Origin of the sequence: Oleomonas cavernae (assembly GCF_003590945.1) — a bacterium.
GTDB lineage: Bacteria > Pseudomonadota > Alphaproteobacteria > Zavarziniales > Zavarziniaceae > Zavarzinia > Zavarzinia cavernae.
On sequence record NZ_QYUK01000011.1, the window covers coordinates 3,643,708 to 3,668,896 of the forward strand.

The 25,189-nt window shown below is 67.7% G+C and carries 28 protein-coding genes; 15 read left to right on the plus strand and 13 right to left on the minus strand.

Annotated elements, in window-relative coordinates:
* Nucleotides 1-53 precede the first annotated feature (53 nt).
* The 7 genes from D3874_RS21545 to D3874_RS21575 all read left to right on the plus strand — a co-directional run bounded on the left by D3874_RS21545 (nucleotide 54) and on the right by D3874_RS21575 (nucleotide 6,351).
* Nucleotides 54-821: a pyrimidine 5'-nucleotidase gene (locus D3874_RS21545; RefSeq protein WP_233560093.1), complete on the plus strand. Its 768-nt coding sequence runs from the start codon at nucleotides 54-56 to the stop codon at nucleotides 819-821.
* Between the two features lie 33 nt (nucleotides 822-854).
* Nucleotides 855-1,982, plus strand: a complete 1,128-nt coding sequence (locus D3874_RS21550; RefSeq protein ID WP_119779739.1) for an ISAs1 family transposase — start codon at nucleotides 855-857, stop codon at nucleotides 1,980-1,982.
* Nucleotides 1,983-2,062: 80 nt separating this feature from the next.
* Nucleotides 2,063-2,896 carry a 2,3,4,5-tetrahydropyridine-2,6-dicarboxylate N-succinyltransferase gene (gene dapD, locus D3874_RS21555; RefSeq protein WP_119780733.1) on the plus strand — a complete coding sequence of 278 codons (834 nt, stop codon included), beginning with the start codon at nucleotides 2,063-2,065 and terminating at the stop codon, nucleotides 2,894-2,896.
* Between the two features lie 74 nt (nucleotides 2,897-2,970).
* Nucleotides 2,971-4,137 carry a succinyl-diaminopimelate desuccinylase gene (dapE, locus tag D3874_RS21560; RefSeq protein ID WP_119780736.1) on the plus strand — a complete coding sequence of 389 codons (1,167 nt, stop codon included), beginning with the start codon at nucleotides 2,971-2,973 and terminating at the stop codon, nucleotides 4,135-4,137.
* 62 nt (nucleotides 4,138-4,199) lie between these two features.
* Nucleotides 4,200-5,597 carry a multicopper oxidase family protein gene (locus tag D3874_RS21565; protein ID WP_119780739.1) on the plus strand — a complete coding sequence of 466 codons (1,398 nt, stop codon included), beginning with the start codon at nucleotides 4,200-4,202 and terminating at the stop codon, nucleotides 5,595-5,597.
* Nucleotides 5,598-5,722: 125 nt separating this feature from the next.
* Entirely contained in the window at nucleotides 5,723-5,935 is a 213-nt protein-coding gene (locus tag D3874_RS31345) for an acyl-homoserine-lactone synthase (RefSeq protein ID WP_158596145.1), read from the plus strand.
* Entirely contained in the window at nucleotides 5,932-6,351 is a 420-nt protein-coding gene (locus D3874_RS21575; RefSeq protein ID WP_158596146.1) for an acyl-homoserine-lactone synthase, read from the plus strand. Before D3874_RS31345 ends, D3874_RS21575 begins: the two co-directional genes overlap by 4 nt.
* Nucleotides 6,352-6,355: 4 nt before the next feature.
* On the opposite strand, the gene D3874_RS28710 is transcribed toward D3874_RS21575, so the two are convergent.
* From D3874_RS28710 to D3874_RS21585, 3 genes are all read right to left on the minus strand, one after another.
* Nucleotides 6,356-7,063, minus strand: a complete 708-nt coding sequence (locus tag D3874_RS28710) for a helix-turn-helix transcriptional regulator (RefSeq protein WP_158596147.1) — start codon at nucleotides 7,061-7,063, stop codon at nucleotides 6,356-6,358.
* Nucleotides 7,064-7,080: 17 nt separating this feature from the next.
* Entirely contained in the window at nucleotides 7,081-7,230 is a 150-nt protein-coding gene (locus D3874_RS28715) for a hypothetical protein (RefSeq protein ID WP_158596148.1), read from the minus strand.
* Nucleotides 7,231-7,485: 255 nt separating this feature from the next.
* Complete coding sequence (locus D3874_RS21585) at nucleotides 7,486-8,016, minus strand: opioid growth factor receptor-related protein (RefSeq protein ID WP_158596149.1); 531 nt, start codon at nucleotides 8,014-8,016, stop codon at nucleotides 7,486-7,488.
* Between the two features lie 137 nt (nucleotides 8,017-8,153).
* Here D3874_RS21585 and D3874_RS21590 point away from each other — a divergent pair, with 137 nt between their 5' ends.
* The 4 genes from D3874_RS21590 to D3874_RS21605 all read left to right on the plus strand — a co-directional run bounded on the left by D3874_RS21590 (nucleotide 8,154) and on the right by D3874_RS21605 (nucleotide 10,865).
* Nucleotides 8,154-9,284 (plus strand): hypothetical protein, encoded by a 1,131-nt coding sequence (locus D3874_RS21590; protein ID WP_119780753.1) that lies wholly within the window; start codon nucleotides 8,154-8,156, stop codon nucleotides 9,282-9,284.
* Nucleotides 9,242-9,475, plus strand: coding sequence for a hypothetical protein (locus D3874_RS21595; RefSeq protein ID WP_119780755.1), 234 nt, complete (start codon nucleotides 9,242-9,244; stop codon nucleotides 9,473-9,475). The genes D3874_RS21590 and D3874_RS21595 overlap by 43 nt, the downstream gene beginning before the upstream one ends.
* Before the next feature lie 83 nt (nucleotides 9,476-9,558).
* Nucleotides 9,559-10,236, plus strand: coding sequence for a hypothetical protein (locus D3874_RS21600; protein ID WP_119780758.1), 678 nt, complete (start codon nucleotides 9,559-9,561; stop codon nucleotides 10,234-10,236).
* A gap of 5 nt (nucleotides 10,237-10,241) precedes the next feature.
* Nucleotides 10,242-10,865 carry a DUF3592 domain-containing protein gene (locus D3874_RS21605; RefSeq protein WP_119780760.1) on the plus strand — a complete coding sequence of 208 codons (624 nt, stop codon included), beginning with the start codon at nucleotides 10,242-10,244 and terminating at the stop codon, nucleotides 10,863-10,865.
* Here the strand turns inward: D3874_RS21605 and D3874_RS21610 are convergent.
* From D3874_RS21610 to D3874_RS21640, 7 genes are all read right to left on the minus strand, one after another.
* The gene (locus tag D3874_RS21610) at nucleotides 10,813-11,505 is read right to left on the minus strand and encodes a lysoplasmalogenase (protein WP_119780763.1); all 693 of its coding nucleotides are present in this window, start codon (nucleotides 11,503-11,505) and stop codon (nucleotides 10,813-10,815) included. The two genes, D3874_RS21605 and D3874_RS21610, sit on opposite strands and share 53 nt — an antisense overlap.
* A gap of 7 nt (nucleotides 11,506-11,512) precedes the next feature.
* The gene (locus D3874_RS21615) at nucleotides 11,513-12,346 is read right to left on the minus strand and encodes an SDR family NAD(P)-dependent oxidoreductase (RefSeq protein ID WP_119780766.1); all 834 of its coding nucleotides are present in this window, start codon (nucleotides 12,344-12,346) and stop codon (nucleotides 11,513-11,515) included.
* A 157-nt stretch (nucleotides 12,347-12,503) separates the two neighbouring features.
* Complete coding sequence (locus tag D3874_RS21620) at nucleotides 12,504-13,685, minus strand: acetyl-CoA C-acyltransferase (protein WP_119780769.1); 1,182 nt, start codon at nucleotides 13,683-13,685, stop codon at nucleotides 12,504-12,506.
* Nucleotides 13,686-13,835: 150 nt separating this feature from the next.
* Nucleotides 13,836-14,606 carry an amino acid ABC transporter ATP-binding protein gene (locus D3874_RS21625; RefSeq protein ID WP_119780772.1) on the minus strand — a complete coding sequence of 257 codons (771 nt, stop codon included), beginning with the start codon at nucleotides 14,604-14,606 and terminating at the stop codon, nucleotides 13,836-13,838.
* Entirely contained in the window at nucleotides 14,603-15,373 is a 771-nt protein-coding gene (locus tag D3874_RS21630; RefSeq protein WP_119780775.1) for an ABC transporter permease subunit, read from the minus strand. The genes D3874_RS21625 and D3874_RS21630 overlap by 4 nt, the downstream gene beginning before the upstream one ends.
* A gap of 7 nt (nucleotides 15,374-15,380) precedes the next feature.
* Nucleotides 15,381-16,088, minus strand: coding sequence for an ABC transporter permease (locus tag D3874_RS21635; protein WP_119780778.1), 708 nt, complete (start codon nucleotides 16,086-16,088; stop codon nucleotides 15,381-15,383).
* Nucleotides 16,089-16,268: 180 nt separating this feature from the next.
* Nucleotides 16,269-17,078 carry a transporter substrate-binding domain-containing protein gene (locus D3874_RS21640; protein ID WP_119780781.1) on the minus strand — a complete coding sequence of 270 codons (810 nt, stop codon included), beginning with the start codon at nucleotides 17,076-17,078 and terminating at the stop codon, nucleotides 16,269-16,271.
* A 323-nt stretch (nucleotides 17,079-17,401) separates the two neighbouring features.
* On the opposite strand from D3874_RS21640, the gene D3874_RS21645 reads away from it, so the two are divergent.
* Complete coding sequence (locus D3874_RS21645) at nucleotides 17,402-18,334, plus strand: 2-hydroxyacid dehydrogenase (RefSeq protein ID WP_119780784.1); 933 nt, start codon at nucleotides 17,402-17,404, stop codon at nucleotides 18,332-18,334.
* Between the two features lie 214 nt (nucleotides 18,335-18,548).
* On the opposite strand, the gene D3874_RS21650 is transcribed toward D3874_RS21645, so the two are convergent.
* Complete coding sequence (locus D3874_RS21650) at nucleotides 18,549-19,436, minus strand: TauD/TfdA dioxygenase family protein (protein ID WP_119780787.1); 888 nt, start codon at nucleotides 19,434-19,436, stop codon at nucleotides 18,549-18,551.
* A gap of 168 nt (nucleotides 19,437-19,604) precedes the next feature.
* On the opposite strand from D3874_RS21650, the gene D3874_RS21655 reads away from it, so the two are divergent.
* Genes D3874_RS21655 through D3874_RS21665 form a run of 3 tightly spaced genes read left to right on the plus strand, consistent with a single transcriptional unit; the run spans nucleotide 19,605 to nucleotide 22,565 of the window.
* Nucleotides 19,605-20,345: an aldolase gene (locus tag D3874_RS21655; RefSeq protein WP_119780790.1), complete on the plus strand. Its 741-nt coding sequence runs from the start codon at nucleotides 19,605-19,607 to the stop codon at nucleotides 20,343-20,345.
* 7 nt (nucleotides 20,346-20,352) lie between these two features.
* Nucleotides 20,353-21,735: an MATE family efflux transporter gene (locus D3874_RS21660; protein ID WP_119780793.1), complete on the plus strand. Its 1,383-nt coding sequence runs from the start codon at nucleotides 20,353-20,355 to the stop codon at nucleotides 21,733-21,735.
* A complete protein-coding gene (locus tag D3874_RS21665; protein WP_119780796.1) occupies nucleotides 21,720-22,565 on the plus strand; it encodes a phytanoyl-CoA dioxygenase family protein in 846 nt (281 codons plus the stop codon). The genes D3874_RS21660 and D3874_RS21665 overlap by 16 nt, the downstream gene beginning before the upstream one ends.
* 144 nt (nucleotides 22,566-22,709) lie before the next feature.
* Here D3874_RS21665 and D3874_RS21670 read toward each other — a convergent pair whose 3' ends face one another.
* Nucleotides 22,710-22,967 carry a hypothetical protein gene (locus tag D3874_RS21670; protein ID WP_147385771.1) on the minus strand — a complete coding sequence of 86 codons (258 nt, stop codon included), beginning with the start codon at nucleotides 22,965-22,967 and terminating at the stop codon, nucleotides 22,710-22,712.
* 67 nt (nucleotides 22,968-23,034) lie between these two features.
* Nucleotides 23,035-25,116 carry a molybdopterin-dependent oxidoreductase gene (locus D3874_RS21675; protein ID WP_119780802.1) on the minus strand — a complete coding sequence of 694 codons (2,082 nt, stop codon included), beginning with the start codon at nucleotides 25,114-25,116 and terminating at the stop codon, nucleotides 23,035-23,037.
* Nucleotides 25,117-25,189: the final 73 nt, after the last annotated feature.

Sequence of the window (25,189 nt, forward strand, 5' to 3'; positions counted from 1 at the left end):
CCGTTCTCACCGAACCGGCGAATACTAGACGGCGCTTCGTCAAGAATTGGTTGATGCGCGGGTCCAATGCGCGCGAAACCCTTGCCAGCGGCGCCCCATCCGCCCAATCTGCCGCCGCCATGCCGATGACTGACCTTGCCCGGGCCCAGACCTGGGTCTTCGACCTCGACAACACACTCTATCCCGCGTCCTGCCGCCTGTTCGACCAGATCGAGGCCAAGATGCGCGCCTATATCGCCGACCACCTGAAGCTGGACGACGCCGGCGCCAGCGCCCTGAAGAGCGAGCTGTTCCGCCGCCACGGCACGACCATGAAGGGCCTGATGCTGGACCATGGCGTCGATCCCCATCATTTCCTCGATTTCGTCCACGACATCGATCTGAGCCCGCTGGACGGTTCCCCCGCCCTGGGCGGGGTGCTGGCGCGCCTGCCGGGGCGCAAGGTGATCTACACCAACGGCTCCACCGCCCATGCCGGCCGGGTGCTGGCGCGCCTGGGGCTCACCGACCAGTTCGACGGCGTCTTCGATATCGTCGCCGCCCGCTTCGTGCCCAAGCCCGAGATCGAACCCTACCGGGAAATGCTCGATCTGCTGGGCGTCCAGGCCGCCGGCGCCGTCATGGTCGAGGACATGGCCCGCAATCTGGCGCCCGCGGCCGAACTGGGCATGACCACCGTGTGGATCCCCAACGGCACCGAATGGGGCGACCACGGCCAGGGCGATCACATCCACCACACCACCCACGATCTGGCCGCCTTCCTGGCCAGGGGAATCGCATTTGGAAAATTGAGTAGCGCGGCGGGGCGAAAGGGATTCTGAAGGAGGCTCTGATGGGTATGTTTGGAGCCTTGGATGTCGTGGATAGAGAAGGCGTTTGCGTCGTTGCCGGATCCGCGGACGGGGAATGCGAAGCGGCATGACCTGCTGGAGGTGCTGACGATTGCGCTGACGGCGGCGGTGTGCGGGGCGGAGACCTGCTCGGACTTTGCGGATTTCGCGGTGGACCGGGAGGGCCTGTTCCGGGATTTCCTGCGGCTCGAGAACGGGGTGCCGAGCCACGACACTTTCTCGCGGATTTTCCGTCTGCTGGATCCGGCGGCCTTCGCGCGTTGCTTCGGGCAGTTCGTGGCGGATCTCGGGGCGGTGGGCGAGGGCGTGGTGGCGATCGACGGCAAGACGCTGCGACGCTCGTTCGACGATGCCTCGCACGGCAACCCGCTGGCGGTGGTGACGGCCTTTGCTTCGTCGAGCCGGCTGGTGATCGGGCAGGAGAGCTTCCGGGCCGCGGCCGGCGACAGCGAAATCCTGGCCGCGCGGGCGCTTCTGCGCTGCCTGGACCTGGAAGGCCGCCTGGTCACCGCCGACGCACTCCATTGCCAGACGGAGACGGCCCAACTGATCCGCGACCGCGGCAGCGACTATCTTCTGCGGCTGAAAGCGAACCGTCCCGCCCTGCACGAGATGGTGGCGAGCTACTTCGACACGCCGGCGGTCCGCGCCGGCCTGGACACGGCGGCGACGATCGATGGCGGCCACGGGCGGATCGAGACCCGGCGCGCCTGGGTCAGCCATGATCTGCGCTGGATGCGGGGGGCGAAGAGCTCCTGCCACGAGCCGGTGATGCTGCCCGAAATGGCCTGCCTGGGCATGATCGAGGCCACCGTCGAACGGGCCGGCAAGACCACGATCACCCGGCACTTCCACCTCTCCTCCCGTGGCTTGAGCGCCCAGGCCTATCTCGATGCCGCCCGATCCCATTGGGCCATCGAGAACGGCCTGCACTGGGTTCTCGATGTCGTCTTCGACGAGGACCTCGCCCGAAACCGCAAGGATCACGGCCCCGAGAACCTCGCCACCTTGCGCAAGCTCGCCCTCAATGTCCTCAACCGCGCTCGCCGCGACATCTCCGTCCGACGCAAGCGCAAACGCTCAGGCTGGTCCGATGACTTCGCAAGGTCCATCATCGGCCAAATGCGATAACCCTGCCTTCCTGGCCCAGCTCGGTTGACAGCCCCCAACAGCGCCCTAATGTCCGGGGCAATTTTCGCTGGAGCCTTTTCATGTCCCTGACCGATCTCGAGAGTGCCATCGACGCCGCCTGGGAGGCGCGCGACACCATCAGCGCCAGCACCACCGGCGCGGTGCGCGAGGCCGTGGAGACGGTGCTGGGCCTGCTCGACCAGGGCGAGGTGCGCGTCGCCGCCCCCAAGGATGGCGCCTGGGTGGTCAACCAGTGGCTGAAGAAGGCGGTGCTGCTGTCCTTCCGCCTGAACGATTCGAGCGTCGTCGCCGGCGGGCCCGGGCTGCAGGGCGCCTGGTTCGACAAGGTGCCGACCAAGTTCGAAGGCTGGGGCGAGAATCGCTTCAAGGCCGCCGGCTTCCGCGCCGTGCCGGGCAGCATCGTGCGTCGCTCGGCCTATATCGCCCCGGGCGTGGTGCTGATGCCCAGCTTCGTCAATGTCGGCGCCCATGTCGGCAAGGGCACCATGGTCGACACCTGGGCCACCGTCGGTTCCTGCGCGCAGATCGGCGCCAACTGCCACCTCTCGGGCGGGGCCGGCATCGGCGGCGTGCTCGAACCCCTGCAGGCCGGCCCGGTGGTGATCGAGGACAACTGCTTCATCGGTGCCCGCGCCGAAGTGGCCGAAGGCGTGATCGTCGAGACCGGCTCGGTGCTCTCCATGGGCGTCTACCTGGGCGCCTCGACCAAGATCGTCGACCGCGCCACCGGCGAGGTCTTCCGCGGCCGCGTGCCGGCCTATTCGGTCGTCGTCCCCGGCACCCTGCCGGGCAAGGGCCCGACCGACCCCGGCCTCTACTGCGCCGTGATCGTGAAGCGGGTCGACGCCCAGACCCGCTCCAAGACCTCGATCAACGAACTGCTGCGCGACTGAAGATGACCGCCGAACGCCTCGCCTCCTGTCCCCTCTCCGCCCTCAAGGGCGGAGAGGGCTTTTAGGAAGCAACCATGACCCGCGCCTTCGATGCGCTGCCGCTGGCGATCGAACTGATCCGCTGCCCCAGCGTGACGCCGGCCGATGCCGGTGCGCTCGATACCCTGGGCAGCGTGCTGAAAGGCATCGGCTTCACCGTGGAACGGCTGCCGTTCTCGGCCGCGGACACGCCCGATATCGACAATCTCTATGCCCGCATCGGCGGCAAGGGCCCGCATTTCTGCTTTGCCGGGCATACCGACGTGGTGCCGGTGGGCGAAGCCGCGCGGTGGAGCGTCGATCCCTTTGCCGCCACGCTCGACCAGGGCTGGCTGCTGGGCCGGGGCGCCGCCGACATGAAGGCGGCGATCGCCTGTTTCGCCGCCGCCGCCAGCCAATACCTGGACGAGAACCACGGCGGCATCCCCCGCGATGGCGCGATCAGCCTGCTGATCACCGGCGACGAGGAAGGCCCGGCGGTCAACGGCACGGTGAAGATGCTGGAAGCCCTGAGCGCCCGCGGCGAGACCTGGAGCGGCTGCCTGGTGGGCGAGCCGACCAACCCGCACGCCCTGGGCGAGATGGCCAAGATCGGCCGCCGCGGCTCGATCAACGCCACCTTGACGGTTACCGGCGTCGAAGGCCACGTCGCCTATCCCCACCTGGCCGACAACCCAGCGCCAAAGCTGGTGCGCCTGCTCGACGCCCTGCTGAGCCTGCACCTCGACGACGGGACCGAGCATTTCCAGCCCTCCAACCTGGAAATCACCACGATCGACATCGCCAACCCGGCGACCAATGTGATCCCGCGGGTGGCCAGTGCCCGCATCAACATCCGCTTCAACGACCGCCACACCGGCGCCTCGCTCGACCGCCTGCTGCGGGCGACCCTGGATGCGGCGGGCATCGCCTATGAGCTGAAGACCACGATTTCGGGCGAAGCCTTCCTGACCCAGCCGGGGCCGCTCTCGGACATCCTGGTGCAGGCGGTGGTGGCCGAGACCGGCAGGCCGCCCGAACTCTCGACCAGCGGCGGCACCTCGGACGCCCGCTTCATCGCCCGCTATTGCCCGGTGGTCGAATTCGGCCTGGTGAGCGAGACCATGCACAAGACCGACGAGAAGGTGCGGGTCGAGGATATCGAGCGCCTGACCCGCATCTATCTCGACGTGTTGCGGCGTTTCTTCGCACGGCGGCCCTGACGCCTGTTCCTGAGAGTCGTTCGCAGCTATGGTGCGCGGCAGTTGGTTTCAGGAGAACGACGATGGCCCCCTCGCGACGGCAGGTCCTGGCTGGCGGGGCCGCACTGGCCTGCGTGCCGCTGCTGGCCCGCAGGGTCCGGGCGGGCGACGGCGGCTTCACGCTCGACGCCCGGCCCCGCCCCCTGGCCCTGCCCGGCTGCAGCGGCCCGACCCCGGCCTGGACCTATGCCGATGCCTGGCCGCTGGAATTGCGGGTGCGGCGCGGCGAACGCTTCACCGCGACCTTCGTCAATAACCTGGCCGATCACAACGCGGTCCACTGGCACGGCGTGCGCGTGCCCAACGCCATGGACGGCGTGCCCTATCTGACCCAGGCCCCGGTGAAGGCGGGCGAGCGCTTCGTCTACGATTTCGTGCCGCCCGATCCCGGCACCTTCTTCTTCCATCCCCATTGCGACACGTTGACGGCGCTGACCCGGGGCCTGGCCGGCGTGCTGATCGTCGAGGATCCGCGCGAGGACGGCCTGTTCGACCTGGACCAGACCCTGGTCCTGATGGATTGGCGGGTGAAGCCCGACGGCAGCCTGGATGCCATCACCAGCGACAAGGCCGCGGCCCGCGCCGGCACCTTCGGCGCCCTGCGCACGGTCAACGGCGGCCCGGCGCCGACCCTCACCGTGCGGCCGGGGGCGCGGGTGCGGCTGCGCTGCGTGAATGTCGACGCGACCCGCATCCCGATGCTGGGAATGACCGGGGCCGAGGCAATGGTGATCGCGACCGATGGCAATGCCTGCGATCCCTTCGCGCTGAAAGCCCGGCCGCTCGGCCCGGCCATGCGGGCCGACATCGCCTTCGTCGCCCCTGGCGAGCAGGGCGCGGTCGTCCTGCTTCAGGACATCTGGCAGGCGACCCCGGTGCTGCTGGCGCGGATCGAGACGCAGGGCGAGCCCATGCCGGCAAACGCGCGGCCCCTAGCCCTGCCGGCGGCCGAGCTGCCGCAACCGGATCTGGCGCGTGCGACCCGGCTTCCGCTCGAACTGGCCGCCGGTGTCGACGATCCCGCGATCGAGGAATTCCGCCGCCTGACCGGTTTCACCGCGGCGCAGATCTGCACCAGCGAGAAGATCTTCTGGGCCCTGAACGGCAAGCCCTGGCCCGGTGCCTCGCACGAGAACCTGCCCCCGCCCCTGGCCGAGCTCAAGTCCGGGCAAAGCTATGTGGTGGAGATCTTCAACGCGACGCCGCACCGCCACCCCATCCACCTGCACGGCCACACCTTCCAGGTGCTGGGCTCCAGCAAGAACGAGATCCCGCCGCACTGGGCGGACACGGTGCTGCTGGAACCCAAGGAGCGCACCCAGATCGCCTTCGTCGCCGGCGAGCCGGGAAGCTGGATGCTCCACTGCCACATCATCGAGCACCAGGAAACCGGCATGATGGGCTACTACCGCGTCACCTGACGCCGGAATACATCAAATTTGATGTTCTGATCAATACCACAACCACTTGTCAAACCCTCTGATCAGTTAGGCGCGGGCACTTCCTACAAGTTGTCCCATTGACTTCCACAACCATGAGGAAGCCAATGATCGACGTTATCGGGCCCTGGAACCGCAGCCACCACCGCGCCACCCTCGACGCCATGTTCCGCCTGCGCCACCACGTCTTCATCGAGGAATTGCAGTGGGATCTGCCGCTGGCGCAGGACGGGATGGAGCGCGATGAATTCGACGGCCCGCGCGCCGTCTATCTCGTCTGCCGCAACCCCGGGGCGGCATCGCCGGCTCGATGCGCATGATCCCGACGACCGAGCCGCACCTGCTCGCCGATGTCTTCCCGCACCTGTGCAACGGCCCGGTGCCCCGGGGGCCGGCCATCTTCGAGAGCAGCCGCAGTTGCATCGCGCCTGAGTCGCGCGGGCGGGAGGAACTGGGCCGCATCTGGGGCGAGCTGACCTGCGCCATGCTGGAATATTCGATGCTGCGCGAGGCCGACGCCATCACCGCGGTGATGGAAACCCGCATGGTGAAGACCATGTGCGATGTCGACTGGGCACCGACCATCCTGGGCGAGACGGTGGTCCTGCGCGGCGCCCCGATCGTGGGGATCAGCGCGCCGGTCGACACCCGCGCCCTGGCCAACCTGCGCCGCCAGCGCCAGGTCCCCGATCCGGTGCTGGCGATCCGCTTCGAGTCGGCGGCCCTCGCGGCCTGAACCTTCAGGGCCGCAATTCGCCGGCGCGAATGGCGGCCACCACGGCCTGGATGCGGGTGGCGGCGGCGAATTTGCGCTTGGCCCGCTCGATGTGCCAATGGACGGTGGTTTCGCTGATGCCGATGATCTGGCTGATCGCCCAGTCGGACTTGCCGCCGGCGACCCAGTGCAGGCATTCGCGCTCGCGGTCCGACAGCTTGGGCGGCGGCGCCAGCGACAGCCGGGGGATCAGGGCACGCGCCCGGTCGTGGGTCGAAATCGCCAGGAAGCGCAAGGCGCGCAGGGCCTTGGGATCGTCGGTGAAACGATCCCCGGCCAGGGTCAATTCGGCCCGGTAGCCGTTGGAGCCGTGCATGGGAAAGGTGATGCCCGCGCGCAGGCCGAAATCTGCGGCCTCGTTCATCACCCGGCGCGCGCCGTGGCGGGCGCCGACCGACGCCTCCTCCCAGGTGAAAGGGGCCGTGCCCTTCAGCACCTGCCCCAGCACCGGGTCGACCACGGCGAAATCATTGGCGATGTAATGCTCGACCCAGGGCAGCGGCAGGTTCAGCAGCACCAGGGCATCGGGCGGCATCTGGTCGGGAATGACCAGTTCCATGCAGGCGGCGGCGCTGAAGCCATGGCGGGCGGCGGCCCTGGTCAGGTGCGCCAACGCATCGAAAGCCGTTTCGGCTGTATCGATCTGCTCGGCTACATCGAAAAAGTCGTCCACAGGCGATCCCGCCTCAATCAGTGCGCGTTCTGATTGTCCACATTTTCGCGGGTTTCGCCAAGGACTCGCATGTCTTTCAACAGGCGGACGAGGACATCGAGGCCATGCTCGCGCCGGATCCGCTCGGCGATGAAGATCAGCAGCGCCTCGAGGTCGGCAATGGGCATCGACTGATCGAGCCGCGAGCGCTCGGCCGCCTGGCGCCACTCCTCCTCCAGGAGGTGGCGCAGGACCCCTCGCCGCAGGACGAGGCAATCCCTTCGGCGATATCGCGCAGCCGCGCCGCCGCGTGCGGCGCGCTATCGCCCGGTTCATCGTCGGGCACGGGGTAGGGCTGGTCGCCATTGCCCCTGGCATTACCCACGCGATCCGCCTCCTGGTTGTTATTTTCCTGTTATATACACTTGCGAGTAATTTAAACCTTATCCGCCGGGTGCCGTCCAGTGCGCCGGCCAAGCCCCGGCATCGCGCCAGTATTTCAGGCTGAGGCCCCAGGCCCCCAGCGCCTCCGCGGCAGCGATCTCGTCGAGCAGCCGGCGCAGCCCGTCCGCAGTCTCGACCAGGCCGCACAGGCTGAGGCAGCGCAGGATGCGGGTGAGACGCAGGTGGTTGTGATCGATCGGCCCCAGCCAGTCGCGGAACGGCCCGGGAAACGCCGGCCCGCGCGCGAAGAGCGCACCGGCACGGTGCAAGCCATAGAGCCGGGCCATGGCATCGACCGAGGCCAGCAGGGCCGCCTTCAGCGCCCCGTCCCCGGCGATGGCGGCCGCGTCGGCCCGGGTCAGCAGCGGCGCGTCGGGGTTGGCGCCGCTCGGCTCGGGCAGGGGGAACAGCCATTGGATGAAATCGTGGCGGGACTCGAGCCAGATTTCCGGCCTGCCCTGAATCTCCCCGATCATCCGCCCTTCGCTGTCGGCGCCCCGGCCGGCCAGAAACTCGATAACCACGCTCATGCAACCGTCTCCCTCGCCCATAATGTGCGCCACGCTACAGACGCCGTCATCTCCCCGGTGTCGCCGCGCCCAGGCCGTATTGCGGTCATGATTTCGCAGCTAGACTGCGGCCGCCTGAATCAAAAGAGGGGGAAACCATGGCGATCAGAAACGCCCTTGCAGCGGCCACGATCGGCCTAGCGGGCATCGCAGCCGGCAGTGCCGCCGCCGCCGACCTGACCCTGGAACGGGTCATGCTGTCCACCGGCGGCGTCGGCTATTTCGAATGGGAAGCCAAGGTCGAGGGCAACACCACCCTGACCCTCGACGTGCCCCTGGACCAGGTCGACGACGTGCTGAAAAGCCTGGTCGTGTTCGACGACAAGGGCGGCGTCGGCGGCATCGAACTGCCGGGCCTGGAGCCCGTCTCGCAACTGTTCCGCGACCTGCCCTTCGGCCCCGAGGCCCTGGAATCGCCGGTCGCCCTGCTCAATGCCCTGCAAGGCAGCGAGGTCATCGCCACCGGCAGCCGCACCCTGACCGGCCGCCTGCTGAAGGTCGAGCCGGAGACGGTCCAACTGCCCGACGGTGGCGGCGTCACCATCCGCCACCGGGTCACCCTGGCAACCGAGTCCGGCCTGCAGCAACTGGTCCTGGAAGATGCCCAGTCGGTGAAATTCGCCGACCCCGCCTTGCAGGCCCAGGTCGACAAGGCGCTGGCCGCCCTGTCGGTGGCCCATGCCCGCGACCGCCGCAGCCTGACCATCGCCAGCAACGGCCAGGGTGCCCGTACCGTGCGCGTCGCCTATGTCGTGGCGACGCCGCTGTGGAAAACCTCCTACCGCCTGATCCTGCCCGCAGATCTCGAGTCGACCCAGTCCCGCCTGCAAGGCTGGGCGGTGATCGAGAACATGAGCGGCCAGGACTGGAAGGATGTCGAGCTGACCCTGGTCTCGGGCAGCCCGGTCACCTTCCGCCAGGCGCTCTATGCCAGCTACTATGTCGATCGCCAGGAAGTGCCGGTCGAGGTGGTGGGGCGGATCCTGCCCAATGTCGACACCGGTTCCAGCGCCTATGCCGCCGGCGGCACGGGCGCCGCCGATGCCGACGACGGCGCCCGTGCCCGGCGCGACTACGGCCGCGCCCTGGCCGAGGGGGCCGTCGGCGGCGCGCCGGAGATGGCGGCGCCGCCCCGGCGCCAATCATCGCCTACCGCTCCGGGGAACCCGAACCCTATGCCGCGCAGATGGCCAGCGGCTCGACCGAGGTCGCCTCGACCGAAGCCCTGACCCAGGTCGTGTTCAAGCTGGGCCAGCCGGTCTCTGTCGGCTCCGGCCGCTCGCTCTCGGTGCCGATCATCGACCGCGACGTGCCGGCCGAGCGCCTGGCCCTGTACCAGCCCGGCGTCCACCAGCGCCACCCGCTGGCCTCGGTCCGCCTGAAGAACGACGGCCAGACCGGCCTGCCCCGGGCATCCTGACCCTCTACGAGCGCAGCGAAACCGCGTCCTATGCCTATGTCGGCGACGCCCGCCTGGCCGCCCTGCCGGCGGGCGAGGAGCGCATGGTCTCCTACGCCCTCGACCAGAAGGTCCGCATCGACCGGGCCGAGACCTCGGACTCGACCTTGAAGTCGGGCAGCATCGAGCGCGGCGTGTTCCGCACCACCTCGATCGAGCAGCGCGAGATCACCTACAAGATCGCCGGCCCGGCCCGCGAGACCCGCAAGCTGATCCTGGAGATCCCCAAGCTCGCCGGCTACACCCTGGTCGAGCCCAAGGAAGGGGTCGAGGAAAGCGATCTCTACTGGCGCATCCCGGCCAAGGTCGCCGCCGGCAAGACCGTCGAGGTCAAGGTGATCGCCCAGCGGCCGTCGGTCGAGAGCGTCGCGGTCGACGACATGGGCGACGGCCAGATCGCCTACTACGCGGTCAACAACGCGCTCGACGCCAAGACCCGCGCGGCCTTCGCCAAGATCGCCGAGTTGAAGCGCACCATGGAAGAGCACGAGACGCTGAGCGAGAGCCTGGCCGCCAAGCTGGAAGCCCTGACCGAGGAACAGTCGCGCCTGCGCGCCAACCTCGACGCGGTGCCGCGCGACAGCGACCTCTATCGCCGCTACCTGAAGAAGCTCGACGATCAGGAAACCGCGATCGAAGGCCTCCAGACCAAGATCGCCGATGCCGACGAGGCGGCGGAAGCGGTGCGGAAGAAGCTCGAGGATTACCTCGCCAGCCTCTGAATGGGGTGAATTGCAACCACAAGGGCCCGGCCGATCCCAAAGGCCGGGCCCTTCGCCTGTTGCGGGCGGCCCCGCGCCGGCCGATCATGCGCGTCATGATCCGCCACTGGTTTCACCTCGTCCTGGGCCTGGTCTTGTGTGCTGCCGGTGCCTGGGGCATGGCGCAGGCGGTCGGTCATGCCTGGCCCTACTGGACCATTGCCGACTGGCCGGCGGCCACCGCGGAAGTCATCGGCGTCGAACCGGCGCAGACCATCATCTGGCGCGAGGACGAGGCACAGTATCGCCTGCGGGTGCGCTACCGGCCGCCGGGCGGCACCCCGGTCGAGACCGTGACCGGGGATACCATCGGCGACCGGCGCCTGGCCATGCTGCGGGAGACGACGCGGCTGCCGGGCGACACCGCGCCCCATGCCACCGCCCTTGTCTATTACGCGCCGCAGCACCCGGCCCAGGTGCGCCTCGGCCGGGTCGGCCGCGCCAGCGCGCTGACCTATGCCGGGGTGCTGTCGGCCCTGGGCCTGCTGGCGGCGATGCTGGCCGCCTTCGGGCTTCGCCGCATCTTCGGCGCCGTGGTCAGCCTCGCAGAATCCCGACCAGCAGGAAGAATTGCGCCAGATAATAGGTGATCCAGATCAGTTGGTGGACGCCGCCGAACGGCGTGCCGAAGCGCGCGATGGCGATCATCCCGTCGGAGGCGACGAACAGCAGCGCACCCACGGCGATCCAGGGCGTCGTTGCCGGCACCAGCAGGGCGCCGCCGGCCATGACCACGATCACCAGCATGTAGACGGCGACCGGCACCGCCATCTCGCCCAGCTTGGCGCGCAGGGTGGCGAACATGATCGCGGCAAAGGCGGCGACCAGGCCCAAAGCGATCACCTGCCAGGGCACGATGCGATGGCCGACGCCGATGATCACGATGGCGAAAATCGCGATATAGGCCAGATGGGCCAGCAGGAACGAACCCAGGCCATAGACGAACCAGCGCTGCTCGTCCCGCAGGGCCAGGAAGACATCGCCGGCCACCGACAGCACCAATGCCGCGAGCAGCAGCCAGCCCAGCAGGACCCCGTTGGGATTGGACAGCAGGGCGATCACCGCCAGGGCCCCGATCGGCACCGCCTTCAGCCAGGGCATCAGCGGGTACCAGGCGCCGCCGGTGCGGGCCAGGTAGAAGATCGAGGTCAGCAACGAGAGCAGGAAGAAGCCATAGCGAACGGCATCGAGGTCGTCGCCGCGGGGGCCCAGCATCGGCACGAACATCATCTGTGTGTCACTCCTCGAAGGCGGCGTTGGCGGCGCGCCGGGCCAGCGGGTGGCGCGCGGCGACCCGGCGCACCAGGAACCCCGGCAGATATTTCAGCACGCCGGCGGTCACCCGGTTGGCCGTGCCGTTGATCAGCACGGTTTCGCGGCCGGCCATGACCGCCTTCACGGCTTCCTCGACCACCGCCTCGGCGCTCTGCCACTGCCAGTCTGGAATCGCCTTGGTCACCGCGGTCATGGCGGCGGCTTCGTGGAATTCGGTGCGGGTAAAGCCCGGGCAGGTCGCCAGCACATGCACCCCGCGCCCGGCCACCTCGGCGCCCAGGAATTCCGAGAAGCGCACGACGAAGGCCTTGGCCCCGGCATAGAGGGTGGAGCCGGGAATGGCCGGCGCGAAGACCGCCAGCGAACCCACATTGATGATCCGGCCCCAGCGCTGCGCCAGCATGTCGGGCAGCAGCCGGTGGGTCAGTTCGGCGAGCGCGGTGACCAGCACCTGGATCAGGTCGCGCTGCGCCTCCCAGGTGGTTTTCTCGAAGGCGGCGGGGATGCCGTAGCCGGCATTGTTCACCAGCATGTCGACCTTGAGGCCGCGGGCCCTGATCGCCTCGACCAGGGCGGCCGGTGCCGCCGGGTCGGCCAGGTCGGCGGCGATCACGGTGACCTTCACGCCATGGACGGCCTGCACTGCCTGGGCGGTTGCCTCCAGCCGGTCCAGCCGGCGGGCGGTCAGGATCAGGTCGAAGCCGCGCCCGGCAAGCGCTTGCGCAAAGGCGGTCCCCAGCCCGGCGGAGGCGCCGGTGATCAGCGCGGTGCGTCCCACGCCCTCTGCCTTGCCCATGTCTCGTCCCCCAACAGCACAAAAGCCCTCTCCTCCACGGGAGGAGAGGGTTGGGTGAGGAGGTCGTCGGGCAGAACGTCGACAGCTCGAAGCGGCCCGACCCACCTCCCCAGCCCCTCCGCTCGCCAAGCGGGCGGAGGGGAGTAGAGGCTCTGTCTTACAGGATCTCAAACAGGCCGGCAGCCCCCATGCCGCCGCCGATGCACATGGTCACGACGCCGTATTTGGCGCCGCGGCGCTTGCCTTCGATCAGGATGTGGCCGGTCATGCGGGCGCCTGACATGCCGTAGGGATGGCCGATCGAGATGGCGCCGCCGTTCACGTTCAGCTTCGCGGGGTCGATGCCGAGACGGTCGCGGCAGTAGACGACCTGCACCGCGAAGGCTTCGTTCAGTTCCCACAGGTCGATGTCGTCGACCTTCAGGCCATGGCGGGCCAGCAGCTTGGGCACCGCGAAGACCGGGCCGATGCCCATTTCGTCGGGCTCGCAGCCGGCAACGGCGAAGCCGCGGAAGATGCCCAAGGGCTCGATACCCTTCTTCTCGGCCGTCTTGGCATCCATCAGCACGCTGGCCGAGGCGCCGTCGGAGAGCTGCGAAGCGTTGCCGGCCGTGACGAAGTTGCCCGGGCCCTTCACCGGCTGCAGGGCGGCGAGGCCTTCCAGCGTGGTCTCGGGGCGGTTGCCCTCGTCCTTCTTCAGCTCGAAATCCTTCTGGCTGGTCTGGCCCGTCGCCTTGTCGGTAACGTTCATGACCGCCTTCAGGGGCACGATCTCGTCATCGAACTTGCCTGCCACCTGGCCGGCCGCGGTGCGCTGCTGGCTGCCCAGCGAGTATTCGTCCTGGGACTCGCGGCTGACGTTGTAGCGGTTGCCGACGATGTCGGCGGTATCGATCATCGGCATCCACAGCGCCGCGTGGTGCTGCATCAGCCATTCTTCGGTGAAGTGGTTGACGTTGAGGTTGTGCTGGACCAGCGAAATGGTCTCCAGCCCGCCGCCGACGGCGATATCGGCATTGTTCGAGAGGATCTGCTGGGCGGCGAGCGCGATGGCGTTGAGGCCCGAGGAGCAGAAGCGGTTCACGGTGGCACCCGGCACGCTGACCGGCAGGCCGGCGCGCAGGGCCGCGTTGCGGGCGACGTTGTGGCCGGCGGCGCCTTCGGGCAGGCCGGCGCCGATGTAGACGTCGTCAACCTCGGCCCCTTCGATGCCGGCGCGGGCGACCGCGTGCTGGATGGCATGGCCGCCCAGGGTGGCGCCATGGGTGGCGTTGAAGGCACCGCGGAACGCCTTGCCGATCGGCGTGCGGGCGGTGGAAACGATGACGGCTTCTCTCATGGCTCTCTCCACAGCAGGCGGTCGTTTGACGACCGTTAATTTGCGCGCGGACTTTTAACCCGCGCGACCGGCTTCTCAAACACCTCTTTCGCAATGGCGGCGCAATAAGATTTCTGTTGCTGCGCAAAAATGCCGCTCGGGCGCCAGGTCCTATTTCAGGATCTGGGCCAGGAAACCGGCCAGTCTCGGGCTCTTGGGCGCGGTGAAGAAGCCCTCCGCGTCGGCCACTTCGACGATCTCGCCATGATCCATGAAGATGCAGCGGTCGGCGATGTTGCGGGCAAAGCCCATCTCGTGGGTGACACAGATCATGGTCATGCCGTCGGCCGCCAGTTCCTCGATCACCTGGAGGACCTCGTTGACCATTTCCGGGTCGAGCGCCGAGGTCGGCTCGTCGAACAGCATGATGCGCGGTTCCATGCACAGGGCGCGGGCGATCGCCACGCGCTGCTGCTGGCCGCCCGAAAGCTGGGCCGGGAACTTGTGGGCCTGGTCGGCGATCTGGACCCGGGCGAGGTAGCGCATGGCCAGGTCCTCGGCCTTGCGCTTGTCGAGCTTCAGGGCCACCCGGGGCGCCATCACGCAGTTCTCGAGGATGGTCAGGTGCGGGAACAGGTTGAACTGCTGGAACACCATGCCGACCTCGCGGCGCACGTCCAGCACGCTGCCCCGGTCGTTGCCCAAGGTGATGCCGTTGACCACGATGGTGCCGCTGTCGTGATGCTCCAGATGGTTGATGCAGCGGATCAGGGTCGATTTGCCGGAACCCGAGGGGCCGCAGATGACGACCTTCTCGCCCCGTTCCACCACCAGGTCGATGCCTTTCAGGGCATGAAAATCGCCATACCATTTCTGGACATGGTTCACCGCGATGGCGGGATGCCGGGTGAGCGAGGGGTATTGCGCCGGTTGGGTCGTCATGCTGCCGGATCCTCGATCTTGCGCGGGGCCGCCCGCCTGGCCGCGGCCGGCTTGTGCTTGCCGGCCTGTTCGGCATTCATCACGTAGAGGTGGCGGTTGAGAGCGCGGTCGGCCGCGTCGAAGCCCAGGCGCATCAGGTTGTTGATCACCCAGTAGATGGCGCCCGCGGTGATGATCGGGGTGAAGGCATCGTAGGTCAGGTAGAAGATCTCGTTGGCCGCCGCGGTCAGGTCGGTCAGGGTGACGGCGCTGACCGCCGCCGTGCTCTTCATGAAGATCAGCGACTCGTTCTGGTAGGCGCGCATGCCGTAGCGGATGGCGACCGGCAGCTTGACCTTGAACAGGATCTCGCGCGGCGACAGGCCCAGGGCGGCGGCGGCTTCCAGCAGGCCGGCGGGCACGCTTTCCATGCCGCCCTTCAGGATCTCGACGACATAGCCCGAATGGTTGAGCGAGAAGCTGACCACGACGCAGAAGAAGGCGTTCTGGAAGAAGAACCACAGGGGGCCGTTGCGGATCAGCTCGACCTGGGCCAGGCCGTTGTAGACCAGATAGAGCAGGATCAGGCTGGGCGCGCCCCGGCACACCGCGACATAGAAGGCGCCGAAGGCGGCCAGCCAGCGGTTCCTGGACATCCGCGCAAAGGCGACGACGAAGCCCAGCGGCCCGCCGACGACAAGCGAGGTGAAGGTGACCAGCAGGGTCATCCAGGCCCCCGTCAGCAGGGCGGGCAGGCTTTCCCAGGCAAGCACCGGGTCGAAACTCATCGCCGCCTCACGTAATGGCCGGGCGCACGCCGCGCGCGAGCCGCTGGTTCAGGCGCCGGACCACCCGCAGGGTCAGCATGCTCAAGACCACGAAGAACAGGGCGGCGGCGGTGAAGAAGATGAAGGGCTCCTTGGTCGAGCCGGCGGCGATCTTGGACTGGGCGATGATGTCGTTGAGCCCGGCGAGCGAGACCAGGGCGGTATCCTTCAGCAGCACGATCCAGATGTTGATGAGGCCGGGCATGGCCAGGCGCGCGGCCTGGGGCAGGATGACGCGCAGCCACAGGTGCCGGCGCGGGATCGACAGGGCATCGGCCGCCTCGAACTGGCCCTTGGGCACGTTGAGGATGGCGCCGCGCACCAGCTCGGCCATGTAGGCGGCATAGACGATGCCCAGGGCGGCGACGCCGGCGGCAAAGGGCGTCACGTCCAGGCGCAGCTTGAAGCCCAGGGGCGACAGCAGCGCGCGGACGATCTCGGCCCCGCCGAAATAGAACAGGAAGATCACGAGGAGCGACGGCACCCCGGTGAAGATCGAGGAATAGACGCGCCACAGGGTCCAGCGGATGCCCCGGCCCTTCAGGCTGACGATGGCGATGAGCACGCCGAAGAGCAGCGCCAGCAGATAGCCATAGACCGCCAGCTTGATGGTGATCAGCGCGCCGAAGAACAGCTCGTCGCCATAGCCGGTGTCACCGAAGGAAAGCAGCTCCATCCACCCACTCCCGCCTCAAATTGCTTTACATGCGTCATCCCGGCCTTGAGCCGGGATCTTGCGACGCTCTCACACTGAGAACACTGGTCGCGAGATCCCGGCTCAAGGCCGGGATGACGAGGGTGGCTTTACCGACAGGTCCCGGAAGCCGGCGAAGGCTTCCGGGGCGGGCGAGGCCGATCAGCCCGCCTTCACGCAGGCGGCCTCGCCGGCGACGATCGGGGCCGAGAGGTACTTCTTGCGGATCTGGGTGAAGGTGCAGTCGGCGATCATGCTCTTGATCGCCTCGTCCATCCTGGCGAGCAGGGCATCCTCGCCCTTGCGCACGATCCAGGACGAGCCGCGCTGATCCTCGGGGATCGACATGTCGCCGCTCCAGTGGTCGCCGCCGGCCAGGGTGTAATCCTTGCCTTCCGGCTTGTCGATCAGCTCGGCCGTCCAGTTCAGCTTGGCGCCGTAGGTCATGTCGATGCGCCCGGCCAGCAGGTCGAGGCGGATCTGGTCGGGGTTGTCATAGAGGCTGATCACCGGGGCGTCGCCGAACTGTGCGGTGATGTAGGTCGCCATGGCCGAGCCGCGCTGCACGCCGATGCGCACGCCCTTCAGGCCTGCCACGGTGAACTCGTAGGTCTTGTCCTTGCGGGTGACGAAGATGTCCGGGTTGTAGACCACGGGCACGCTGAAGAGCGCCTTTTCCTTGCGCTCGGGCGTCGGTGTCACCTGGCTGGCGACCACGTCCACCTTGTTCTGGAGCAGGGAGGGGATCAGCGCCTTGAAATCCATGACCGCGAATTCGCAGGTCACCTTCATGCGCGTGCACATCTCGCGGGTCAGGTCGGGCTCGACGCCGGTCAACTGGCCGTCCGCCGTCACCATGCTGAACGGGGGATAGGTGCCCTCGTTGCCGATGATCAGCTTGTCTTCCGCCAGCGCCGGGCCGGCAAGCGCCAGCAGGGCGAGACCAAGCAACCCACTCTTCACGATACGCATGATCGATACCCCTTCGCGATGACCTTAAGTTGACGGTGTCTTCCGGCCGTCCGGCTCGTCGCCTTCAAATACAAGGGGTGCCCAGATTGATGTCAATTGGCCGGGCCGTGGTCATCATTTGGGCATATTCGCACAAAACTTCGGCATGCCCGCCGAAACGACCGGATTGCCGCGCCCAATATTTGAGCTTTATCCGCGATCAAATGATGATTTGAAAAATTTGTAATCGCCGGGTGCGGTTGTTCTGCGATTTTTCAGTGGCCGCACGCGCTTTCCGCGCCGCAACGACTTGGGCTGTCTCCTTGGTGGGCGTGTAATGACAAATGACACAGACGATCCTGTTTTCGAGCGATCTCGACGATCCGGTGGATTGGGCCCGGGCCATCGCCGCCTTGCGGCCCGAGCTCAAGATCGTCGACTGGCGCGCGGTCACGGCGCCCGAGACGGTCGAATTCGCCCTGCTGTGGAAGCCGCCGCCGGGCGGCCTCGGCCCCTACAAGAACCTCAAGGGCATCCAGTCGCTGGGCGCCGGCGTCAACCAGCTCGACTTGGCCGAACTGCCGGCGGGCATTCCGCTTGCCCGGCTGATCGACAGCTCGCTGACCGAGACCATGGTCGACTATGCCGTCGCCTCGACCTATCGCCATTTCCGCGCCTTCGACCGCTATGAGCGCGAGACCCGGGAGCGGGCCTGGAACTATGCCACGCCGGCGCGCAAGGCCGATTTCCCGGTCGGCGTGATGGGTACCGGCGTGCTGGGCGGCGCCACCGCCGCCTGCCTGGCGGGCCTGGGCTTTCCCGTCGCGGGCTGGTCGCGCAGCCGGCGCGCGCTGCCGGGCGTCACCGCCTATGCCGGGCTGGATGAATTGCCGGGTTTCCTGGGCAGCGTGAAGATGGTGATCTGCGTCCTGCCCCTGACGGCGCAGACGGCGGGCATCCTCAACGCCCGGACCTTTGCCCTGCTGCCCAGGGGCTCTTATGTCATGAACATGGGCCGCGGCGCCCATCTCGTCGAGGCCGACCTGGTGGCGGCGATCGAGGCCGGGCAGATTGCCGGCGCCACGCTCGACGTCTTCTCGGCCGAACCGCTGCCGCGCGACCATGCGCTCTACGGCCGGCCGGAAATCCTGGTAACGCCCCACGTGGCAGGCGGGATCGCACCCGGGACCGCGGCCGCGACGGTGATCGAGAACTATGACCGGACCCTGGCCGGCAAGCCGCTGCTGAACGCCGTCGACCCGGCGCGCGGCTACTGATCCGCCCCGCCGGGCGATGACACCCCTGCCCGGCGCGCGGTGCCCCGAGGTAATGCCCTGCGTACCGGGCATTGCCTCGGGGGATATCCTCACCCAACCATCCATCGTCATCCCGGCGAAGGCCGGGATCCACTGTTGTGGCAATACGGGTCTGTTCGCGCTTTCCCCTACCGTGGATCCCGGCCTTCGCCGGGATGACGGCGGTTAATAACGTTCACGCCGCGATCGCCGGGCCGCCGTCCAGGATGGTGGTGCGGTACATCAGGCGCTGGTGGCGTTCGAAATCGAAGACCGTGGCGGTGTGCAGGACGGCGCGGTTGTCGAAGAACACCAGATCGCCCTGGCGCCACTTGTGGCGATAGGTGAAGGCCGGTGCGGTAACGTGGGCGGTCAGCCGATCGAGCAGCGCGGTCGCCTCGCCGGGGTCCATGCCGATGATTTCCGAGATCACCTGGGGCGCCAGCCACAGGGACTCGCGACCGGTCACCGGGTGCTGGTAGACCAGCGGCTGGGGCACCGGCGCGTATTTGCGCAAGGCTTCTTCCGACAAGGGCTTGCGCGTCGGATCCATGGCCTCCAACTGCTTGTGGAGCTGGGCCCAGGAATGCACCGCGGTCAGCCTGCGCAGGCGCGCCTTCTCGGCCTCGTCCAGCGCGTCGAAGGCCGCCGTCGCATCGGCGAACAGGGTGTCGCCGCCTTCCGGCGGCACGGTGACGGCATAGAACAGGGCGGCGATCGAGGGCTTGGCGATATAGGAATAGTCGAAGTGCCATTCCTCGCGCGCGTTGACGAACAGGGACTTCATCACCCCGTTCACCTTCAGGTTCCCGATCAGGATGATCTCGGGGTGGCCGTCCAGCAGATGGCTGGAATCGATATGGGTCTCGGTGAAGCCCAGGCGGCCGCTCAATTCGACAATCCGCTCGGGCGCCTGCGGCTGGTCGGCCAGGATCACCACCCGGTGGTCGTGGAAGGCCCGCTCGACCTCGGCCCAGGCGGCGTCGCCGATGGGCCGGCCGATGTCGAGCCTGTCGATCCGGGCGCCGAAGGTGCCGCCGATGGGCTGCACGTCGATATGCTGATAGTCGGCCCTGGCACGCATCGGACAACTCCATCGGATCGATAAACCAGCATCGATGATGCCAGTTCGAAGCTTCCCCGCAACATCCTTTGAATGTTCTCAAACCTTTGTTTTTACTAAGGAAGATTGCCGCCCTTGGGGCAGTGTGATACCCGATTGGCAGACCTGTTCGATTGCTGGAGGGCGCCCATGCTGGAGATCTCGAAAACCGCCGAGCTGCGGCGCCAGCTAGCCGCGACCTTCCGCCTGGCCGTGCGCTTTGGCCTGCACGAGGGTGTGTGTAATCACTTCAGTGTCAGGATCCCCGGCGACGAGGAACTGTACCTGATCAACCCCATGGGCCTGCACTGGTCGGAAATCAGGGCCAGCAACCTGCTGCTGGTCGACGGCGGCGGCGTGGTGCTGGAAGGCGACGGGGTGGCCGAGGCGACCGCCTTCTTCATTCATACCGAAGGCCACAAGGCGCGCCCCGATGCCCTGTGCATCATGCACACCCACATGCCCTATGCCACGGCGCTGACCTGTGTCGAGGGCGGGCGCCTGCGCTTCGTGCACCAGAACTCGCTGCGCTTCTGGGGCCGCCTCGCCTATGACGACGACTACAACGGCCTGGCCATGGATGCCGAGGAAGGCAGCCGCATCTCGGCCGGGGCAGCCGGCGGCGAGGACATCGTGTTCCTGGCCCATCACGGCGTGGTCGTGCACGGCCGCACCATCGCCCAGGCCTTCAACGACCTCTATTACCTCGAGCGAGCGGCCCAGGTTCAGGTCCTGGCGGCCAGCACCGGCGCACCCTTGCGTGAGATCAGCCCCAATGTGGCAGCCGCCACAGCGGCGCAGTTCGCCAGCGTGTTCGAACTGGAAGCCAATTATCACTTCGATGCCTTGGAACGCATCCTGAGCGTCGAGGCACCGGATTACCGGGACTGATCTCATCATGGGCACAGCGCGCGGGGGTGGAACGGGCGAAGCCATCGCGCTGACGCGGCTTGCCCTGCCCATCATCATGGCGCGTATCGGCCTGACCTTGATGCTGGTGGTCGACAACATGATGGTCGGCCACTACGGCACCGCCGACCTCGCCGCCTTCTCGCTAGGGCTGAGCCTAGTGCACACCATGCAGACCGTGGGCCTGGGCCTGCTGCTGGGCGGCATGGTCGAGATCTCGGGCGCCTTCGGCCGCGGCAGCCTGGCCGAATGCGGCCGGATCTGGCGCCGCTCCATGGGTTACGCCCTGGTGATCGGCGCGATCGGCCTAGGGCTGACCATGGGGGCCGAGTGGCTGTACCTCAGCCTGGACCAGGCACCCGACCTGGCGCACAGCGCCGCCCGCATCACGGCGATCTTCGCCTGGTCGCTGCCGCCGATGCTGGTCTATCTCGCCACCATCATGCTGCTCGAATCGGTGGGCCGGCCCTATGTCGGGGTGTGGCTGTTGCTGGGCGCCAATGTGGTCAACCTGGTGCTGAACCAGGTCCTGGTCTTCGGCCTGTTCGACCTGCCAGGCCTAGGTGCCCTGGGGGCCGCCTGGGCGACCTTGATCGCCCGCCTGATCCTGGCCGGCAGTGCCGTCGGCTACGTGCTGTGGCTGATGCCGGAACGGCACGGCTTAGGCCGCGCCGCCCGGGCCGATCATGCCTGGGCGCCGGGTGCCCGCCAGCGCCGCATCGGCTATGCCGAGGGACTGAGCATGGGCATGGAGAGCGGCGCCTTCGCGGTCATGGTGATCTTCGCCGGGCAACTGGGCGCGCTCGACCTCGCCAGCTATTCGATCGCCATCAACCTCAACATGCTGCTGTTCATGCTGGCGGTCGGCGTCGGCGGGGCCTCGGCCGTGCGGGTCGCCCAGGCCTATGGCCGCCAGGACGCTGCCGGCATGGCGCGCACCGGCTGGTCCGGCGTCGGCGTCTATGCCGGGCTGATGGGCGTGGTCTCCGCCGTCTTTCTGACCATCCCCGAGACCATCACCGCGCTCTATACCACCGATCCGGCCTTGACCGCGGCGGCCCGGCCGCTGGTCGCCCTGGTCGGCATCGTCGTGCTGATCGACGGTTCGCAGCGTGTGGTCGCCAATATCCTGCGCGGTTACGGCGAGGCCTGGGCGCCGACCACGGCCCACCTGATCGCCTACCTCGTGGTGATGATCCCGCTTGGTTACTACCTCGGCGTCGCCCTGGGCCATGGTTCGCTGGGGCTGATCCTGGCGATCGTCGTCGCCAGCGTGGTCGCCACCATCCTGTTGTTCTCGCGCTTCATCTGGCTGGCGGCGCGGCCGCCGTTCTTCCACCCCAAACCGGAGGGTACATGGGCAAGTTCCTGAACCAGGCGCAGGTCGACGGCTTTCAGCGCGACGGCTTCGTTTCGAACCTGGCCGTCCTGAACCCTACCGAGGTGGCCGAGCTCAACGCCCGCACCGAGGCCTTCGAGGCCGAGCGGCCGCAAGACCTCTCCTGGGCCTTCGACATCAAGGCGAACCTGCTGTTCGACTGGGTCTACGAGCTGGGCCGCCATCCCCTGCTGCTCGATGCGGTCGAGGACCTGATCGGCCCCGACATCCTGATGACCAACGCGACCTTCCGGATCAAGAACCCGGGCAGCCATATCGACTACGGCTGGCACCAGGATTCGGCGCGCATCGAGGTGAAGCCGGCCTTCGTCATCGTCTTCGTGGCGCTGTCGCCGGCGACGGCGCAGAACGGCTGCCTGCGGGTGATCCCGGCGACCCACGACCGGGTCCGCCCCTTCACCCTGACCGAGGGGCCGGGCCAGTTGAACCGCCTGGTCGCCCGCGTCGTCGGCGCCGACCCGGACCAGGCCGTGGACCTGACCTTAGAGGCGGGCGAGATCGCGATCTTCCACGGCAATGCCGTGCACGGCTCGGCCGCGAACATGAGCGACAAGCGCCGCGTGGCGATCCTCTACGACTACACCCCGGCCAAGGCGCGCCAGCATGTCGGCCGCGGCTCGGGACAGTTGGTGCGGGGCGTGGACACCTGGGGCCACTGGGGCCACGAACCGGTGCCCGAGCCCGGCCTGACCGAGACCAACGTGCTGAACCGCCGGGCCATGCTCTCGACCTATCACGAGAACGTGCTGATGGGCCCGCGCCTGCCCGGCGAGACGATCACCTTCCCCGACCGGCCTTATTGAAGGGCGATCAAAAGCCCTCTCCTCCGCGGGAGGAGAGGGTTGGGTGAGGAGGTCGTGGGGCCAAAACACCGGCACCTCGAAGCGGCCCGACCCACCTCCCCCAGCCCCTCCCCCCGCAAGCGGGCGGAGGGGGGCAAATGAGGCTCACCGCGGGCAGTAGCATTCCTTGTCCTTGCCGCCGAAGTTCTTCTCGACGAACTTCTCGGCATCGGACAGGTAGTTGAACTCGCCCAGCTTGCACAACGGCGTGCCGCGGGCGGACAGCATCTGGTCCCAGTTGCGGCTGTCGATTTCCAGGTGCGTGCCGGCGCAATAGACATTGTAATCGCCGGCCCGGGCGGTGCCGGCAGCAACGGTCATGAGCACGGCCGCTAGGCAGGCGGTGCGACGAAGTCCAACCATGGTTTTCCCCCCATGTCACCGTGACGGCGCCATGGTGGCGCCAGGATCCGCCCCGCAAGGACCCAGATCACACCGCCAGCGCGCGCACCTCGACCGGCACGCCGTTCAGCACGGCGTTGCCGCTGGCAACGTCCAGCCGGTTCTCGTCCGACAGATCGTTGAAGCTGACCCCGCCGGAAGCGTTGGCAACGCTCATCTGGATGCCGTCGCGCGTGCTCTGGCCCCAGCCGTGGGGCAGGCAGACCACGCCCGGCATGACATCGCCGCTGGCCTCGACCTCGATCTCGACCGTGCCGATGCGGCTGCTCACCGCCACCCGGGCGCCGTCGCGGATCTGGCGCTCCTCCATGTCCGCCGGGTGCATCTGCAGGCGCTGGCGGTTAGGGCCTTTGACCAGGCGGGTGCTGTTGTGCATCCAGGAATTGTTCGAGCGGACGTGGCGCCGCCCGATCAGGACCAGGCCGGCCTCGGGCTTTGCCGCCGCGAGGCGCGCCAGATCGGCCAGGCAGCCGGCCGGGGCGGCGGTGATGCGGCCGTTGTTGGTCACCAGCCGTTCCGGGAACGAGGGGCGCAGCGGGCCCAGGTCGACGCCATGGGGGCTGGCCTTCAGGGTCTCGAGATCGAGTTCGTAGGGCCCGGTGCGCAGGCCGAAATCGATCATGGTCTCGCTGGGCAGCAGGTTGGGCGGCTCGTTGCCCATGGCCCGGGCGTATTCCGTGGCCAGTGCCGTGAGGATTTCCCAGTCGTGGCGCGCACCCTCGGGCTTGTCGAACAGCGGTTCGCTCCAGCGGGCGACATTGCGGACCGCCAGATTGTAGAAGGCGAGGTCGTAGTGCCCGCGTTCGAGCGGCGAGGCCGGCGGCAGGATGATGTCGGCGTGGCGTGTGGTCTCGTTCACATAGAAATCGACGCAGGCGACGAAATCGAGATCGTCCAGCGCCGCGTCGAGTTGCCGGCCGTTGGGCGTCGAGGACACCGGGTTGCCGGCGATGGTCAGCAGGGCGCGGACCTGGCCCTGCCCGGGGGTCAGGATTTCCTCGGCCAGGGCCGCCACCGGCAGGTTGCCGGAGAATTCGGGCAGGTTGCGGATGCGGCTGTGCCAGCGGCCGAAGCCGCCCGCCCCGCGCGGTGCCATGCCGGCCTCGATCGCCGGATGGGCCAGCAGGGTGCCGCCCTCCCGGTCCAGGTTGCCGGTCAGCAGGTTCAGGAGCTGGATCGCCCATTGGCACAGGGTGCCGAAGGCCTGGGTCGAAACCCCCATACGGCCATAGACGGCGGCACGGGGCGCCTGCGCCACCTCTCGGGCCAGGGCGCGGATGATATCGGCGTCGAGGCCGCTTTGGGCGGCCGCCCGTTCCGGGGTGAAGGGGGCCACGGCGTCGCGCACCGCCTCGATCCCGTCGGTGAAGTCGGCCAGGCGGCCGGGCTTGGCCAGGCCCTCGGCGAACAGCACATTGACCATGGCCAGCAACACCAGGGCATCGGTGCCCGGGCGGATGAAATGGTGGGCGTCGGCCACCTTGGCGGTTTCGGTGCGGCGCGGGTCGACCACCACCATGCGGCCGCCGCGGGCTTTCAGCGCGTGCAGGCGGCCGGGGAAATCGGGCACCGTCATCAGGCTGCCGTTCGAGGCCATGGGATTGCCGCCGAACACCATGAACAGGTCGGTATGATCGATGTCGGGGATCGGCAGGAAATTCTGGTGGCCGTACATCCACAGGGCCATCAATTGCGCCGGGAGCTGGTCGACCGAGGTGGCGGAATAGACCGACCTGGTCTTGATCGCCCGGCCCAGGCCGCCGCCATGGGTCAGCAGGCCCGACGAATGGACGTTGGGATTGCCGAAGTAGAGTGCCACGGCGTCCTGGCCATGGGCCTTGGCGGTCTCTGCCAGCCTGGTCGCCACGGTCGAAACCGCCTCGCCCCAGCCGATCTCGACGAACCGGTCGCCGACCCGCTTCACCGGTGTGCGCAGGCGGTCGGGATCCTCGTGCAGGTCTTTCAGCGCCACGCCCTTGGGGCAGATATGGCCGCGGGAGAGAACGTCGGCCTTGTCGCCCTTGATGGTGGTGACGTGGCCGGCTTCCACCGTCAGTTCCAGGCCGCAGATCGCCTCGCACAAATGGCAGGCCCGATAATGAACGGACATGAACGCCTCTCCCACCGTGATCACTATTTCTTTTATCGGGGGAGCCTAGCTCGCTCTGAATTGATCCGCCATT